Origin of the sequence: Paenibacillus profundus (assembly GCF_021369635.1) — a bacterium.
Lineage (GTDB): Bacteria > Bacillota > Bacilli > Paenibacillales > Paenibacillaceae > Paenibacillus_B > Paenibacillus_B profundus.
Map to the genome: position 1 here is coordinate 1,425 of NZ_JAJNBZ010000011.1, position 16,332 is coordinate 17,756.

At 50.2% G+C, this 16,332-nt stretch carries 14 protein-coding genes; all 14 read right to left on the bottom strand.

Translation table 11 applies throughout. The annotated features are described in order from the left end of the window. Positions 1-291: 291 nt before the first annotated feature. The 14 genes from LQV63_RS14620 to LQV63_RS14685 all read right to left on the bottom strand — a co-directional run bounded on the left by LQV63_RS14620 (position 292) and on the right by LQV63_RS14685 (position 16,328). Entirely contained in the window at positions 292-1,173 is an 882-nt protein-coding gene (locus LQV63_RS14620; RefSeq protein ID WP_407672926.1) for a lipoate--protein ligase family protein, read from the bottom strand. 41 nt (positions 1,174-1,214) lie between these two features. Then, positions 1,215-1,433, bottom strand: a complete 219-nt coding sequence (locus tag LQV63_RS14625; RefSeq protein WP_233697272.1) for a hypothetical protein — start codon at positions 1,431-1,433, stop codon at positions 1,215-1,217. Continuing rightward, positions 1,421-1,675, bottom strand: a complete 255-nt coding sequence (locus LQV63_RS14630; RefSeq protein ID WP_233697273.1) for a YciI family protein — start codon at positions 1,673-1,675, stop codon at positions 1,421-1,423. Before LQV63_RS14630 ends, LQV63_RS14625 begins: the two co-directional genes overlap by 13 nt. Positions 1,676-1,793: 118 nt before the next feature. Then, complete coding sequence (locus tag LQV63_RS14635) at positions 1,794-3,719, bottom strand: LTA synthase family protein (protein ID WP_233697365.1); 1,926 nt, start codon at positions 3,717-3,719, stop codon at positions 1,794-1,796. A 72-nt stretch (positions 3,720-3,791) separates the two neighbouring features. Next, the gene (locus tag LQV63_RS14640; protein ID WP_233697274.1) at positions 3,792-5,087 is read right to left on the bottom strand and encodes a DUF6080 domain-containing protein; all 1,296 of its coding nucleotides are present in this window, start codon (positions 5,085-5,087) and stop codon (positions 3,792-3,794) included. A gap of 40 nt (positions 5,088-5,127) precedes the next feature. Beyond that, a complete protein-coding gene (locus LQV63_RS14645) occupies positions 5,128-5,445 on the bottom strand; it encodes an EamA family transporter (protein ID WP_233697275.1) in 318 nt (105 codons plus the stop codon). Then, positions 5,435-5,764 (bottom strand): EamA family transporter, encoded by a 330-nt coding sequence (locus LQV63_RS14650; protein WP_233697276.1) that lies wholly within the window; start codon positions 5,762-5,764, stop codon positions 5,435-5,437. The genes LQV63_RS14645 and LQV63_RS14650 overlap by 11 nt, the downstream gene beginning before the upstream one ends. After that, complete coding sequence (locus LQV63_RS14655; RefSeq protein ID WP_233697277.1) at positions 5,752-6,390, bottom strand: HAD family hydrolase; 639 nt, start codon at positions 6,388-6,390, stop codon at positions 5,752-5,754. The genes LQV63_RS14650 and LQV63_RS14655 overlap by 13 nt, the downstream gene beginning before the upstream one ends. A 23-nt stretch (positions 6,391-6,413) precedes the next feature. Next, entirely contained in the window at positions 6,414-7,304 is an 891-nt protein-coding gene (locus tag LQV63_RS14660) for a decaprenyl-phosphate phosphoribosyltransferase (protein ID WP_233697366.1), read from the bottom strand. A gap of 179 nt (positions 7,305-7,483) precedes the next feature. Further along, positions 7,484-10,495: a GAP1-N2 domain-containing protein gene (locus tag LQV63_RS14665; RefSeq protein ID WP_233697367.1), complete on the bottom strand. Its 3,012-nt coding sequence runs from the start codon at positions 10,493-10,495 to the stop codon at positions 7,484-7,486. 5 nt (positions 10,496-10,500) lie between these two features. Next, positions 10,501-11,763: a hypothetical protein gene (locus LQV63_RS14670; RefSeq protein WP_019422336.1), complete on the bottom strand. Its 1,263-nt coding sequence runs from the start codon at positions 11,761-11,763 to the stop codon at positions 10,501-10,503. 13 nt (positions 11,764-11,776) lie between these two features. Next, positions 11,777-12,412, bottom strand: coding sequence for a beta-mannanase (locus tag LQV63_RS14675; protein WP_233697278.1), 636 nt, complete (start codon positions 12,410-12,412; stop codon positions 11,777-11,779). A 21-nt stretch (positions 12,413-12,433) separates the two neighbouring features. Continuing rightward, entirely contained in the window at positions 12,434-13,714 is a 1,281-nt protein-coding gene (locus LQV63_RS14680; RefSeq protein WP_233697279.1) for a vWA domain-containing protein, read from the bottom strand. A 154-nt stretch (positions 13,715-13,868) separates the two neighbouring features. Next, a complete protein-coding gene (locus LQV63_RS14685; RefSeq protein WP_233697280.1) occupies positions 13,869-16,328 on the bottom strand; it encodes a transcription initiation factor TFIID in 2,460 nt (819 codons plus the stop codon). Positions 16,329-16,332 lie beyond the last annotated feature (4 nt).

Below are 16,332 nucleotides of genomic sequence, written 5' to 3' on the forward strand. Positions count from 1 at the left end.
ACTAGGATGCAGGCCAAATATATCTCCTGATGGAAGGAAAGAGTGACGCAAAGGAGTGAACGAGAACCCCTTCTCAAGGAAGGGGAAATTAACACACTAGGATGCAGGCCAAATATATCTCCTGATGGAAGGAAAGAGTGACGCAAAGGAGCGAATGATGTCATATTCTCTACTAATGATTCAAATGAGATTGCTGTAATGGTTGTTATATGTGTTATATGCAAACAAGGGACCGGATATAATTATCCCATCCCTTATTAACATTTTTGCGAATTGTTGCCACAGACCAGCCTACGGCGCAATCCCATACCGGCGCTGGAACAATTCCATCGTCTCCTGCACCTGATCTGGCTCTGGCAGCCACAGCTTGGCTGCGGCTTCGGTCAATCCTTGCGCCGTCTGCCGAGCGCGAATGACGCGCTTCACCGCCTCCGTGAACACCTCGGCCGCCCCGGAACCAAGTCCGGCCGATTCCTCCAAGCTGGCCGTGCTCTCCTCTGTAACGACGGGGTGATCCAGTCGTTCCGCTCCGGCGGCCGCTCGCTCATAAAACGCGCGCACCAGCTGCGTGCTCTCCCGTCCTGAGCCTGCGGCGATAACGAACGCCTGCACGATATACGCGTGCGCTTGCCTCCTCTGGGCAATGCCGCAGAACTTGCGGCCGCCAATGCTGAGATCGAAGTCGCCCGGGCAATAGGCACCTTCGACTTCGCCCTTGTCCACCCGACAGCCGGTCTCGCGGAGCGCAAGCTGAATCAGGTGGTACATCCGCTCGAAGTCGCTGTGAAAATGCTTGTCTCCCCGCTCATGCTTCGGCAGGATGAGAGAAATGTTGACGACGCCTAGGTCGAGCGGCACAGCCGCGCCGCCGGTATTGCGCACGCCGGTCGAGTACCCAAGCGAATGTAGCCAGCGCTGCGCTTCCCCGGCTCCGGGCAGGCGGCTATCGCGCTGCCCCATGACGAAGGCACGGGGATGGCGCCATAGATGACACAACGGCGCACCGCCCATGCCCACATGTCTACATAACAGCTCATCAAGCGCGAACGGATAGAGCGCATCCTCTTCCGCAAGATCATTCGTCCGATCCAGCAGCAGCAAATTATCCAGCCCGTCGATGACATCGCCATCTTGTTCTATGTTTTCTATGCCGTTATCCGTCAATCGGTTCATTTCATCCATCATGTTGAGCCTCCAGGGCAGGAGCGGTTTTTTTACTCCGTAGCTTTTGTTACTTTTGTTACTTTTGATACTTTTGATACTTTTGATGCTTTTGATGCTTTTGTTGCTTTTGATACTTTTGATGCTTTTGTTGCTTTTGATACTTTTGATGCTTTTGTTGCTTTTGATGCTTTTGTTGCTTTTGATACTTTTGATGCTTTTGTTGCTTTTGTTTCTATGTTGCTAACGTTCCGTACTTTTAAATTTTCCACTCTCGCAAGTTGAGTTGTCTTACGCCTTCCACCACGTACGGATCGTTCTCCGCAATCTGCCGAGCTTCCTCCATCGAGTCGGCGATATATACGACCATACCGCCCGAACCGTCACCGAATGGACCTTTGGCAAATAGCTTGCCCTGCTCCTTCAGATTGTCCAAGTAATCCAAATGCTGTTGGCGAAACGTCTGGTTTTTGGATGCATCCTTCATTTCCAGTATTGCTGCAAAGTATGCCATGGTAAGATCGTATCTCCTTTTTCAATAAAGTAGGTATCCGATTCTTCCTTTAGAGTACACCACATCGACTTGTCTGAAAAGCCGAGGTTGCTGCCGACTCGGCGCAGTTCATTCGTTCTTATCGTTTTGGCAAAAGTTGAACGTATTCGTCCGATAATTTCATCAGTGACATTATATAATCATAGTCCTTGCGGTATGAACTCTGAACTTGTACAGGTTGGAGCGTCTTTAAAGAAATGGCCGTTCCATCGTCAAAGCCTTCACCTGGAACAAATAATACATCGTTATTGAAAAAGGAGCCTGTGGGCAGATAATATCGCATCCCAATAACGTTGTTATCCGTGTTCAACAAATCTCGTCCAAACGCAGTGAACTGTTGCTCCTTCAGCGATATTCCCATCAGATTGGCTACAGTCGGCAATATATCAATCTGTCCGCCTATTCGTTCAACGACCTTGCCTTCGCCTTGGCCCGGAACGTGAATGAAGAGAGGGATGTTAAAGCGACTGACCAGATTATCGTAAGGAATGCCCAGCCGAGACGTAATTTCCTTCCCATCCGTCTCTTTCGGGTTGACTCCGGAGTGATCTCCATAGACAACAAGCATCGTATTATCCCAGAGCCCTTTTTCTTTCAATTGTTCAATGAATTGGCCAAGCGCGTAATCGGTATAGTTGATAGCTTCCAAATAATTGCCCAGCTGCGTTCCTTTCATATCTGCTGGGACGTTCAATCTCCGGCGATCTTCCGGAATGACAAACGGGGCATGGCTGGACGTCGTAACGAACTGGGCATAGATTGGCTTGCCGTTGCTGGACGTCTCGACCAGCTTCTCGATACCGACTCGGTACATCTCTTCATCCGAAGCGCCGAAGTCATTAAAAAAGTCATTGTTATAAAAAGGCTTATCATAGTAATGATCAAAAGCAAGTCCCGGGTACAATAAATCACGGCTCCAAAACTGAACATCGTTGATATGAAAGGTTGCCGATTGATATTCATGTTCATGCAGGAGACGCGGCAGACTCGGCAGCTGTCTGTTTCCAAAACCCGTTGACATGGCAACCTTCCCCGTCGGGTAGATGGAAGTGTTGGACAAGAACTCCGCATCCGACGTATTGCCTTGGCCGATTTGCTGATAAAAGAACGGGAAATAATAGCTTTCTTTGGCAAGGCTGTTCAGTACAGGTGTAATTTCCTGCTGCTCAAATTTTAAATGAATAGGGAAGTTCTGAAATGCTTCCATTTGCACAATAATTAAGTTCATGTTTTTGGCTGAACCGAAATAGGCAGGATTTGCTGCTCGTGAGCTGTCTTCCTGATACGGGTAGGTCGATTGCAGCGAATTCACTTGTGCTATCGTCAGCTGCATATTTCCATTGGCAATCAAATCATTCTCTCTTTTATTTTTAATAGCGGTAGCCACCTGAAAATTCAAAAATCCGAGATTCTCAGCCTTCACAAGTTCATTATCAATGGCTTCTCCATTATGAATGAAAAGCATTGAAAAACCGATGCAGAGCACCAAAATGAAGGCAGTAGCAACCTTCCATCTGTATCCGATGACCCGCGAGGAGCCAAATGCTATACCCGAAGTCTGAATGTGAAAGTCCCGACGGCGGCCGGAGAAGCGAATCCCCCCGATGATCGCAGCAATCACAAAATCTCCAAAAAACAGAAAGTGTAAGGGTTTGATCAGTGGACGAATGCTGGATTGGATCTGAGGTACCTGCCCCAATTCTCCAAACGCCGTATACGTCGGCACCGAGTTAAAATGAATCTGATACAAAGTAGCTGCAAAAAGAATGAGCGAAAAAACGACATTAAACGCCCAAAATACGGTGCTCTTTGCTTTACGAGGCAACGCGATCTCCAGCAAGCTCATAATCACGAGCAGGGACACCGTATCCTTCAGCAATCCGCTTGCCGTGATTTCTCCAAAATAGAAAAAGCGGAGAATAGATAATTTCGCTAGCAACAGCAATGACGTAACCACCACCGTTGGCAGCAGGAAGCGCCTTGATTCCAACTTGATTTCATACATTTTATTCACTTGCCGTACTTCCTTTACAATAGTATTACATTCTGTTCACCATCTTATCATGACGTAGGCCATTTACTCTACGGATTTCCCAGAAGGTACCGCTTCATGATAGATTTGCTTCACGCTATCCAACGCTTTCATGTGGCCGACAATATTACTGGTGAACGTAATTAGCGCACAGATGACAATGACCCCTGTGAGAATGCTGCGAGCTTTGCCCCGCAGGCTGTGAACAAACCACGCGCTCAGCAGGAAAAAGGCAAACAGATAATGACCGGCGTACAAATACATATCATATTCAAATGCGCCCAGCCCAAAACCAATGACAATATGCAGCAGCAGAGCAAATAAGGGGAATACAGCTAGCGAGCGAACCTCTTTGGAAGCATATCCTCTCACTAGAGCCAGCAGTGTCAACCCGATGATAACCGCCCCTATTAGGTGACCGTACAGCGGAAAAGGATCGGACATGTTAGTGACAAAAGCCATAATGGAGTCACTAATCATAACAAGATTGGGTGTGACAATGGGGCTCTCAATCATGGTGTATATTGCTTTCCAATGATGCTGCAGTGAAAACGGAGCGACGTAGCTAAAACCACCAGCTTGTATATTTTGCTGCCATGTCGTAATCCAAGAGTTACCGGGAAAAACAAAGAATTGCAGCATCGTAAAGAGAGCGACAAGCAATAAAGATACGATGGCTATCCTTATCCACTTGGACAATAACTGTTTGCCCTTGCCCAGCGTGCTGAAGAACAAAGCTCCTGCTGCTGTAACTACATTGGTAACCGTGATGCCAAAATTAAGAAATAACAGCAATGCTGCGGGCAGCGTATCCAGCCTATCATTCAGCCTGCAATATTGGCAGTACAATAATGTGAGCAGAATGACAAATACGGCATAGGGATAGGAATCCGGAATCAGAGCTGTAAATATATTATAAGAGCTGGCTCCATAGAATGCTGCCGTTCCCAAAGCTAATACATTGCCACAGTTATTTTTGCGCAAATAATAATAAATGATGACAACACCGAGCGCATTAACCATACTTTGAATACCGAGAAAGAGAGCGTTGCCAAAGGTTAGCCCGGCAAGCTGCTTCAGCGGTGTTGACAAGTAATTAAGCAGCGGGTGGATCACAGAAGACTGCGGCGCATAATAAAGAGAAGGGTCGAAATTGAACAAATTGAGCGTAAAAGGCGCTCCGTAAAAAGGACTGATCTGATTTAAAACGGCTTTATTTTGTTCCATATACGTCAAAAAAGGAATATTCATAGCTATATAAAATATGAAAAAAAACAAAAGCAGCAGCAGTGCTTTCCGGTTATCTCGCTTTACGGAAAACACGGTTCTCCAAAACCCCATGATCATTTTCCTCCATTTAATTCAGATGGCCCGGTCTCCATCACCACACGAGCAGCAGCAAACCGGCAAAAATAAAAGCAATGCCTGCCATCTTATATATTCCGATCGTTTCTTTGAATAATGCTTTTGCCAGATACATCGTCCAAATATAGGTCAACGCGTTAGCTGGGAGGACAACCGTGTATGGAAGAAATCGCAGCAAATATATATTGAGCAGCGCTCCAATTCCATAAAGAAGAAATCCGATGAGCAGAATCCACTTTTTTTTACGCAGGGAAAACATCTTGAAGCACGCGCTTCCGGCCGAGCCGAATAACGTCATCAATACAAGCAGGCCCCATAACCATTCACTTCTCATAGCTTATCAACGCCACTCCGATCATCAGCAACAGAACGGCGATCCCCTTTTGCAGATTGACGGTTTCGTTCAAGAGCAAGCCGCCATAGATGAGCGCAAAAATATAGCTGCTGGACATGAGCGGATAAGCGACGGACAGCTTTTCCAGCGAGAGGGACTTAATCATGAGCAGTGCACCGATGCCATAGAACACAAATCCTACTCCAAGATAAATCAGCTGGTGCACTCCCCATTTCCAGAACAGTTGTCCTGTTGCTGTGCAAAAAGCCGAAATGATCATCAGCACCTTCCCCATGTGCCGAGAATTCATGAGCTCCATCTTTTTTCCTCCAGCCCTTCACTTTGACCTTTATTACTGTGAATCAAGTAACCATTTCCGACAAGCTTGAACATGGGCAAATCACTCATGCAGTCCGAATAAGCGCACGACGCCTCATAATCAATGGCAAGTTGATGCCGATTCAAGTATTCTTGAATCCGCACCGCCTTTTCTTCCCCTTTGCAGTTAACTCCCTGAATCTTTCGGGTATAGCGGCCGCCCCGCATTTCAAGCCGGGTCCCGATGATGTCATCGACACAGCCCAGTTTAGTGAAATATTTCATATATGCATGGGGGGAAGCCGTGACGAGCAGTACATGGAAGCCTTGCGCTTTCTTTCTCTTTAATTCAGCCACAGCGTCCTGGTACATATCTTTGACGAGAATATCATCATAAAAAGCTTCTAAATCGGCCTCGTCCATGTACGCAATCGCATGAAAAAATGCCTGTTTTGCTTTATCGGCAGGTATCCTTCTCAGCTTGTAAAGCAATAGATTCCATGCAATTGAGAATAAATGAATCATAGCCTTCGGTTTTTTCGCGATGCCGTACTTGACGAACAATAGCATGGAATCGTGCCGAGTAATCGTTTTATCTATATCGAAAAATGCCATTTTTGTTGGCATATTCATATCAACCCCCTTACTCCTTACTCAAACAGGAGCAAAATAGCCACAACGCTGATCACATATAAAATGACGGTTACCAGGATATGTTTGTCCTCTAGCAGCATCCGATCAGGCGCCCCGCCTTTATTCTCTATATGAACAAGGTACAAATATCTGAAAATACCATAGATGACCAACGGTATTGTCCACATGAGATAGATAGTGCGTCCAGCTGTAAAAGTAAATAGCGAGTAGCTGATAATCGTCGCCGTAGCGACAATACCAGTCAGCTGATCAAGCAGCGCAAAGGAATAGTTTTCGAGCACTTTCCGGTGAGAGCCTTTTTGATCCTCTAGCAAAAACAACTCATGGCGCCGTTTCCCAATAGCAAGAAATAGGGATAGCAGCATCGTGCATAACAAAAACCACGGCGTTAGATGGACGTAAATGGCCAGGCCCCCCGCAATAGCGCGCAGGACAAAGCCCGAAGCGATGACCATGATGTCCAGAATGACCATATGTTTTAACTTGAAAGAATACGACACATTTAAGGTAAAATATACAACCAACAGGACAGTCAGGAGCGGATTGATAAAGAACGATGCAACCAGCGAAGCAGCCAGCAGTACCCCGCCAAACCATAATGCCAGTGCAGGGTTCAAAGCTCCGGAAGCCATAGGCCGGTTTTTTTTGACCGGATGTATACGGTCGGCTTCCCTATCTGCATAATCATTAATGATGTAGACGCACCCGGACACAAAACTGAACAGAAAAAAAGCTGCCAGCGAACGGATGAACGCTGACAGATCGACTGCTTTCAAAGAAAATAGCAGGGCCGCGAATACAAGTAAATTTTTGGTCCACTGTTTCGGTCTCAGCTGTGTAAACAGCAGCTTTAGCACATTGATGCCATTCGTTGAAGAAGAAGGCAACGGTCGATTTGTTGGTTCTAAATTCACATTCAATGCTATTTAAACCCCTTTGCAATCTTTACTATATCTACCTGCAAAAATACATATCGACATATTATATTATAAATCTCTGAGAAATTATATGGTTCTGGCGGCATCATTTCGGTAAAATCCAGATCAGTAAAATAGGGGTAACCCCCCTATTTCACAATGTATGGAATCAATTTTCCATCCACGATGACCTGATTGATGTTCGCGAGCGTAAGCTGCTCCCCCAATGGAACTACGACTTGATACTTCGGCTCGCCGGACGCTTGACCAGCCGACTGACTCGAATCTGTGCCCGGTGCAGTGTCGCTGCCTTCCGCATTGGGAGCACCGTTAGCCGCTTCTGTACCATTATCGCCATCCTTCACTTCCCCATTCCCGGCGTCTGCGCGCTTCTTATCTGCGGCAGAATCGTCGCCATCCTCATTGTTGCCGTCCCCGCTCTTATCGGATTCAGCAGAATTGTCGGAGTCGGCGGCGGTATCGGAGGAGGATGAATCTGATGTACCGCTGGTCGCACCCGCTGACGAAGTCTCTGCGGATCCGGCAGCGGTCGTGCAAGCATGCTGCAGCTGCTTATCCGTGAACGACCGTTCCGTACCGTCATCAAGCTTCACTATAATCGCCTTTGCCTGAAACGCCGTACACTCAGAAGCCGTGCCGAAGTCGAACACAAGCTCCGTCGCCAGCTTTTTCACGCCATCAACGTCTTCCTCTACGTCCCGCGCGAATACCGCCGGCTGCTTATCCACAGCAGTCTGTACATCACCCAGCGTCTTCGCATCTTCTGCAGGCTTGTCCGCCAACGCCTGCTTGTCCTTGTCGAATACCCCTGCGGCAAACAGACCAATCAGCGCCCCCCCAATAACGACGACAGCCGCTAATGAAAACAAGCTTGCCTTTCTGTTCCGTCTTATCAGCTTCATGAACGGCGAAGACAGCTCTAGTCGCGCCTTCTCATATACGGCTTGCAGCCCAGTTCCAGCCTGTGCAAAATATTGGCGATTGGTGCGCTTCTTGAACGCATCGCGATCATATTTTTTGAAGTACGACACAATCGCCGTTGCATATGCAGGAATAAGCTTTCTCGAACCGGCAAAGAGCGGATGCTTCTCGGACCAGTTCATGAACTGGTACACCGTCTCCTTATCCGGAGCATGCTGATTCAAGTAATGAAGCAGCGCCCCATATTCAGCCAACGCCCTATCGGCTTCACGGTAGAAGGCAAGCACCAGCCTGCCAAATTGAGCAGGCACAAGATCCTTCTGCAGCCAGCTGCGGCCTAACTGCTGCACCCGATCCATTTCCGTCAACGACAGATCGTCGAACACCGTTGCGTCTGGGTCCCGTTCGCTGAACCAGCGATAAGCGGACAGCATTACCGCCGCCTGAGACTGCACCTGCTGATTGAAGCGCGCAACCCACTGCTTCACCTCATGCGGATGCTGCAAGAAATCAATTTGTAAAAATGACTCCTTCCGCACCTGCTCCAAGTCCAAATCGGTCAGCAGGAACACGTTCGCCGCATAAGACAGCCGCTCCATAAACATCGCATAGTCTGCGCCCGAAGATCGGGAATCATCGCTCGGCAGTCGCGCAATCCGCTCGAGCACCTCGTTCACAGCCGCTACCGGCTCCACTTCCCGGCGCAGCTTCTCCACCAACTGTGTCGAAGCCAGCTCCATGAAATAAGCATCACGCAGCACTTGCGGATGCGTACTTGACCAATGATGCGCCAGCTGCACGACGTCAATCGCCTTCTGCGCGGCATGGAATTTATGCTGGATGTACGGCTCGAACAGCTCTTTGGATTTGCCGCCTCGCAGCACCGTGTCGAAGAACGATCGGCTTAATTCCGGCTGGCTCTCAATCAAGCCATAGAATGATTCAACCCGCTCCTTGCCCTTCTCCATCGCGGCATTATATATGGCGCAGATCAAATAACCAATCAAATTGTTGCCCATATTGGCGCCGTCCAGCTCATTGTACTCCTTGAAGCATTTCACAATGGACAGATCCGGCACCTGCCGCTGCTTCGCCTGCTCGAATTCACGGTTGAATCGGCCTAGGAACAGGTCATTTAGGCGCTCCTTGGCCGCAATCGCTCCCGCCGGAGACAAATATTCAAGCATCGCCCGCAGCACCATGCTTCTGTTCGCATCATACAACGCGTCATTGCCTTCTTCGATCTGAAAAAACACGGCAAGCTCATGATAACTCGCTATAGCAGTATGCCGCTTTGGGTCCATATCCGCCAACATTTGCTCGGCAAATTGGTAGAAGCTGTCCGCTCTATCCGGATGTTCCAGATTCGACCAAGCAAAGCTCAAATAAGGCTGCTTCGCAAAGTCGATGTCCACATTCGTGACGCGCTGCGAAGCGAGATCGAACGTATAATCCTTGTCGATATTGCGGTCGTTCGGACGCAAGCTTCCTTGCTCGACAAAGGTAAGATGAATGCCCTTCTTGCTCTGCGGCTCCATCGCGTAGGTGATGAATCCAAGCACGCTGCGGTACGCATAAGGCAGGCTGGCATACAGCAAGCTAAGCAATTGCCCTGCGTTCTCCGATATGGACTCTACGGGAACATCCAGCGCAACGTACACCTTCCGCTTCGTTGCAACCGAAGACATAATCGCGAACAGCAGCTGCTTGAACAGCTTCTCATCGATGCCGAGGCTTGCGAGCAGCGCTGCGGGTGAAGCTGGAAGAGACGGGTCTGCTGCGACGGGCAAGCGCTCTAATTCCGGAAGCGTCATGCCTGTCTCGATATCATAGCTTTCGGCAAACGATGCATTCAGTAAAGAGACATAATCTCTGGCCGTATCCGCCGCGCGCTCCGCAGGAATGACATAGTTATGAGAGAAGAAGGCGCTGCGCAATCCCGTAAAATCAGTCGCTTGATAGACGCTGCAGCCGAGCACCATCTGCCCTGTGTCCGTATGAAACAGGTGTACTGCCTTCGGATAAGCGGCATCGTCCTTCTCACCGCGTGCGGTCAGCCCCGCCGGGGCGTCATAGACGCAGAACGGATGCAGCACCTTTTTAATAAAGCTAGGGTCCAGCCCATCAGACTTGGCAATCGTGTCATAGCCTTCCGTAGAGCGAAATATCCCGCGCCGCTCTCGTGTGTACATCTGCTGCTGGATCGGTGTGGGAGTCATAGGCGTCACAGCTGTTCTCTCCCCTCGATGTAATTCAATTTATACAAGAGCCAAATGAACGGCTCGTCCACGCGGATCGGACTGACAACGCCCTGCAGCTTCTGATTGACCGGATTGCTGCCGAGTGCAGACACGGCGAAGTAGGCGGTATCGGAGAAATACACATCCATCGTTCCTTTGAACGGGCGGTCTACCTTCTCGATAAATCGCCGGATTTCGCCGTCGATGTTCTCGAATTCGGTGACATCCAAATGTTTACGGTGAACCATGTTGTTAAAAATGTTGCTGTTCGATTTAATGTATTCGCCGTCCTCGTCCTTCAACGAATGCAGCATGTCACTCTTCGTAAGCACAATCGCGGTAGGAATGTCCGTCTTGTTCTTGTCCTCATAAGCGATGAAGTCTCCGAACATCGTCAGCACCACGTCGCGGGGTTCGTCGTATTGAGGCACCCATTCGCCTGAAGTATCTCCATATTTAATGCGAATTTTCTCGCGAATCGAACGGATTTGGAGCGGATCCACCATGAACAGAATGCCGGCGGAATTTTTAATGTGCTGGCCGTGCAGTCCCAAATAATCCTGATCAACCATACCTTCGCCCGCGACGTCAAAAAAGACCAGCGTCAGCGGAGGCTTCGCTTCATCCTTGAACACGAATTGGAAAATAAAAGGCTCCTGCATCTTCTCCTTCTGCGTCGAAGCGAGCAGATCCCCGCGTTCGAACAGCGGCTCTTCGTACATCGTGCGGAACTTGCGGCTAATCTCTGCGTTCAGCGGCATACATGCGGCATCGAAATGATCGGCCGTCATATGCTGCAGTGTATGAATCAAGGTAGTCATGTACACGGATTTGCCTACTTGGGATGCGCCGATAATCGAAATGATGTTGCTCGGCACTTTACCTGCCGTCACCGGCAGCTCATTGTGGCAATGCGGGCACAGCCTTCTCCGCGTAACGACACCGTAACGGTCGTTCAGACCGATCAGCACATGATCCGAACGAATATGATGCTCCTCTGGGATATCGCGCGGATCGATGACCGCCTCCATGTCATACACTGTGTCCAGGCCGAAGCGTTCCCGGTATTTGTTCAGCTTCTCGTCTTCCTGCAGCGCGTAGTTCTCATCATCCTCCCGATGATGAGCCGCACGGAATACGGCGTCCTCCGGCGAGAACTTGCTGAAGCAGTACGGACATACGATATCGTAGAATAGCGGTCTGGGCGCCGCCTGCGGCTTCTTCTTAAAAAAATCAAAAATCCCCATGTTCTTGCCCTCCTTATTCCGGTATCAACTCATACAATTGCCCGTATAGGCGGCCGTCGGTGAAAAATAATCGGATGTAGTCATCCTTGCCAATCTCAATAACAGGCAGCACATTCCTCCCTGGGGCAAATGACTCGACGAATGGATACACGGTCCCATCCTCTTTGTTGGCGGGGTATCCGCCTTGCTTTTTCACATAGCACAGCACATCTTGGGCGACCGGAACCTCTGCCGTCACTTGAATTTGCACCGTCTTGTACTTTTTGAACAACCCGCTCTTCTGACGGATTGTGAAATAAATGTTAGCTTTGCCCGTGCTCATCACGATGCGGTTCTCGCCATCCGGCTGCAGGATGAGCCGCGTCTCGCCGCTTGTCATGACACAAGCGTACACCGTATATACGAGCCGCCCTATTCCTTCAATCCGATCGTAATAGCCGTTATTCGCTTTATATTCATCTTTGGTATACAGCTTCAGGCCAGCGGTGGGCGGCTGTTCATTCATCCGCTCATCCGCATTGGTCTTGTGAATGTATACGGCCTGAACGCCGTCAGGCCACAGCCACCGCAGCGTGCAGCGGTCTTCATCAACGCTATGACTTAATCCGCGGATGACTGGAGTCGTTGAATCCGCATCGATATACTGCATCTGTAATCGGCCTCCTCGCGACTAGAATCCTCTGCTGCGGCTGTCCTGCTTCCGCTCCGCCAAGCCGTCCGCGGCGCGTCCAGCCGAGCCCGGCCGGTGACGCTCTTCACGCGGCACATAACTCTCCTTCACCGGCACGATCAGGGTGAATAACGAGATAACGCCCGCGAGCACAAGGTCGGCGAGCAGGCGGCACAAGCCATCGGTGAATGGGCGTCCGGTTAGTCCTGTCTCCAGCAATGCGCCGGCTATGAGACCTGCTGCCGCTCCACCGATGGCGAAGCTTCTCGCCAAGTAGCGGTTGTCGAACACCAAGCCCAATGCCAGACCGATCGCCGCCCCGATAAGGGTCAGCGCCACAAGGCGCAGTATCATGTAGTAGCTGCTGTCCTTCACCGGACCTGTTCGTTCCGTAATTAATGTCCGGTCTCCGATGGTGCTATAAATCGTATTGAATACAAACGACAACTCGTCTGCTTTTGTAACATCATAATATTGTCCGCCGGTAAGGCTTGCGATCTCCTTCAGCAGGATCGCACCGTCCCCGTTAACAAGATTGAGTCCAATCGTGTTCACCGCAATGTTCCGCTGCTGATACTCCGCCAGCGCTTGGCCTGTATTCAAATCACTTACACCATCCGACAGCAGCACAACCATCGTGCCTCGTCCCGTGTCCTCGTTGTCCTTAATCTGCTTCATCGTCTCGGAGAGAGACAGTCCAATATCCGTCCCGCCTCCCAATGAATCGATAGCATCCATCTTGGCATATATGGCGTCTTTCTCCGCTTGGCCTTTCACTAGCACGAACGGCTGCAGCAGCTCGGCTCTATCGTCAAAAGCGATAACCGCAACGCGCTTGTCACTGTCCATCTCATCAATCATACGCTTCGCGGCTTCATACCTTTTATTGTGCGGATCGTTCTGCTGCATGCTTCCGGAATGATCAATGACGAGCGCAATGTCTTTGACCGGCTTAGAGCCGCCGATATCCAGCTGATATACGAATTCCAGCGCCAGTCCAGCCACGAACAGCATGACCAATGTCGCCGGAACGAGCAGCTTCCAGGAAGCGCCTGTGTATCGCTGCCGCCAGGATGAACCGTTCAAGCGGGGGGATATCATCTCGGCGATTAAGCAGAACAGACCGATGAAAAAGGCAATGATACCGAAATAGAGGCCGACGACGATGATATTCGGCCACTCGCCGAGCAGGCTGTGCAGCAGCCATTCACCGAAAGCAAAGCCGACCGCGCCACCGATCAAGCTGAACAGCAGCATTAGCAAGTTTACTTTGCGATTCATATGGTTTGCCTCCTTTCCTATGGAATTTAGAAGTTATAGGTTGAACAAGGCAGTGCGAGTGCGAATCGGATTGATGTCCCGTTAGCCCGTCTGACATCACATCGGTTCGCCTGGCCTTGTTCAGTCTGACACCACGTTAGCCCGACTGGCCCGCTCACCTAAGCTCCGGCAGCAGCCCGGGATCAATGCCGTGGAACTCATATCCGTTCTGAATGTAGCCTTCATAGTACACTTTGCCGTTCCGGTAATACATCATATCCTCGATGTGGAAACCGCCCATAATGTTCAGCTTCTCGACGCCGCTGCTTCGTTTCTCATGCACACAGCCGAGCTTGTATATGCGGGACGTATCGTCTGCGCTTAGCGCATAACCAATAAATTCGCTTGCAGCGTCGCCGAAGAAGTATTTCTCTTCATAGCGGTGTTCGTGCGTATAGTCCAGCAGGCGAATGTTAATCCCTGCATGTTCCTCTAACGTTCGATACAGCTTCTTGAACAGCTCGTCCTTCGACAGCACCTCCCGGTTGCTGTAATCGATCGTCACGTTGGCCCGCCGCAGCAGTTCTTCCTCGAACGTCTGCTGGAACGGCTCGGCAGTCAAAATGTGCTGTCTGCATACTTCAATCAGCCTTGCAGTGAAAGCTTCCATTCCCGACCCCAGCAGATGAGCAATGCTGCCCATATACCGCTCTTCGAAGAAGACGCCTTGGCCCCGCTTGGCTTCGATGTCCTGCATAATCGTTGCGGTGACTCGCTCGTAATACTCCATAATGTTCTGACCTATATAATCGTCAGCATGGCGAATGCTGTCCAGCGCGGCTTCCCGCAGCGTATGCTCCAGCTTGTTCAACTGCTGTACCTGATGCCTATAGACCGCATGCAGCCGCTCCAGCTCTGCCTCATACCGCCGATACAACTGAAGCTCCGTCTCCATCCGCAAGAGCTCCAGCTTCCTGCGGTATATGGCATCGAAGAAGCTGCGCACGAAGCTGCGCACATTGTGCTTGTCCATCAAAGGCAAGCGCTGGAACGACTGTCCCTCCACTCGCTCCTGATACACTTGTTCCAGCTCGGCACGCGCCGAATCGAGCGCTCGCGCCAGATCACGAATGCGGGCACGCAGATCCTTCCATACGCTCCCCGCCTCATTGGCTTCATTCGTCCACTCGTACACTTGATGGAATCCGACCTGTGCATATTCGGACATCTGCTTCTGAATAATACGGTTCAGCTCTTCCGCCGTATTCAACTGCAGCATGTATTTCTCTGCTTCCTTCACATAGTTGTCCTGAAAATAAACATGGCAGCCGCTTCCGAACAAAGCGGACTCCGCCTCCCGCAGCGACATCCGCTTTAGTTGACCGAAGCTCACATCGTGAGTCATGATGCCGTTCATATCGCTGATTCTGCTCTCATCGGGCAAGGCGCGAGCCACGCGGGCAGCCATCGCATTCGGATCCAGCCCGAAGAAGGCCAGCTTCTCCGCCGCGCTCCAATCCGGTCCGCCCTCCATCCGCAAGACCAGCTCCCGATAGAAATGGTACAGCACGGCTAGCGCAATGGATTGATTCGGGCGCTTAACCCTGGAGAAGCCAGCTGATACATAGCCTTGGCGGCCGGACTCGGTCATAATGTTATTTTTGAAGGACGTGTTGTTATAGCCGCTAATGTTGAAATCTTGACTCGAGTCCTTTAGCCTGCGGTTTTTCAACAAATTCATATGGCATATCATTTCGTAATTGTCGTCCATGTCATGGAAAGACGAAATGCCGCGTTCATTTTTGTCCGACAGCACGTACACGAGATCGAACAATGGCGAGGTGGAATGCGTAACCGGAATCGAGATGCCGTCTTCCGTCACGTGCAAGCGGGCTGAGAACGTGTAATCCGCGCTCTGCATGTAATCTAGCTCGCGCAGAAACGCGACGCCCACAGAGCTTGTATATCCGAATGCCTCAACCTGCTCGCGTTCGCTAATGAGCGCATACAAATCCATCTGCACCGACTTGAAAGATTGGCTGAAGATGGATTCGGCAAGCAGCGTAATTTCTGGAATGAACACATTAAGCGGGTCATCGACCCGCGTAATGACAGCAAGATGGATCCGATCGAACGAGGCGTACAATCGACCATACTCGGCTATATTGTGACTAACCTGACGCAAAGAGCGGTTCAGCTCGAACAGGTTACCTTCATCCTTGTACAACTGCTGGTATACCTCTTTACGCATCGTCTTCCCTTTTTCTTTCCCTTTGTCTGCGCAGACTGGGAGCACGAGGCGGGTAACCTGCCGATGATTCGCGTTCTCGCGGTGAAAATCGTTGGAACGCGCAGCTCCTCTATCAGCCAACGTGTCGTAGCCGGGTGCATCTGCTGAACCTGAGTTCACAGCATCACCATCCCGCGACACGGCATGCACATACATGACACCGGCACTATTGTCCCACTTGCGTTCATTAATCCGGATCATCGGTTCAATCGCATCCGCCGTCTTGTCTCCGATAAACAAGAAAACCGTCGGATAATGGATGCTGCTCTGGTCGTCTCCTTTGCCGGTTAGCCTTTCTTCTGCTATCGCATATTCGGATGCGAACCGTTCCAAGTATTCGTTCATCCGC

Bases quoted from the DNA above. Each gene is read 5' to 3' on its own strand.
- LQV63_RS14665 (WP_233697367.1), bottom strand. From the start codon at position 10,495: ATGACTCCCACACCGATCCAGCAGCAGATGTACACACGAGAGCGGCGC.
- LQV63_RS14630 (WP_233697273.1), bottom strand. From the start codon at position 1,675: ATGGCATACTTTGCAGCAATACTGGAAATGAAGGATGCATCCAAAAAC.
- LQV63_RS14640 (WP_233697274.1), bottom strand. From the start codon at position 5,087: ATGGGGTTTTGGAGAACCGTGTTTTCCGTAAAGCGAGATAACCGGAAA.
- LQV63_RS14680 (WP_233697279.1), bottom strand. From the start codon at position 13,714: ATGAATCGCAAAGTAAACTTGCTAATGCTGCTGTTCAGCTTGATCGGT.
- LQV63_RS14635 (WP_233697365.1), bottom strand. From the start codon at position 3,719: ATGTATGAAATCAAGTTGGAATCAAGGCGCTTCCTGCTGCCAACGGTG.
- LQV63_RS14655 (WP_233697277.1), bottom strand. From the start codon at position 6,390: ATGCCAACAAAAATGGCATTTTTCGATATAGATAAAACGATTACTCGG.
- LQV63_RS14670 (WP_019422336.1), bottom strand. From the start codon at position 11,763: ATGGGGATTTTTGATTTTTTTAAGAAGAAGCCGCAGGCGGCGCCCAGA.
- LQV63_RS14685 (WP_233697280.1), bottom strand. From the start codon at position 16,328: ATGAACGAATACTTGGAACGGTTCGCATCCGAATATGCGATAGCAGAA.
- LQV63_RS14675 (WP_233697278.1), bottom strand. From the start codon at position 12,412: ATGCAGTATATCGATGCGGATTCAACGACTCCAGTCATCCGCGGATTA.
- LQV63_RS14645 (WP_233697275.1), bottom strand. From the start codon at position 5,445: ATGAGAAGTGAATGGTTATGGGGCCTGCTTGTATTGATGACGTTATTC.
- LQV63_RS14620 (WP_407672926.1), bottom strand. From the start codon at position 1,173: ATGAACCGATTGACGGATAACGGCATAGAAAACATAGAACAAGATGGC.
- LQV63_RS14650 (WP_233697276.1), bottom strand. From the start codon at position 5,764: ATGGAGCTCATGAATTCTCGGCACATGGGGAAGGTGCTGATGATCATT.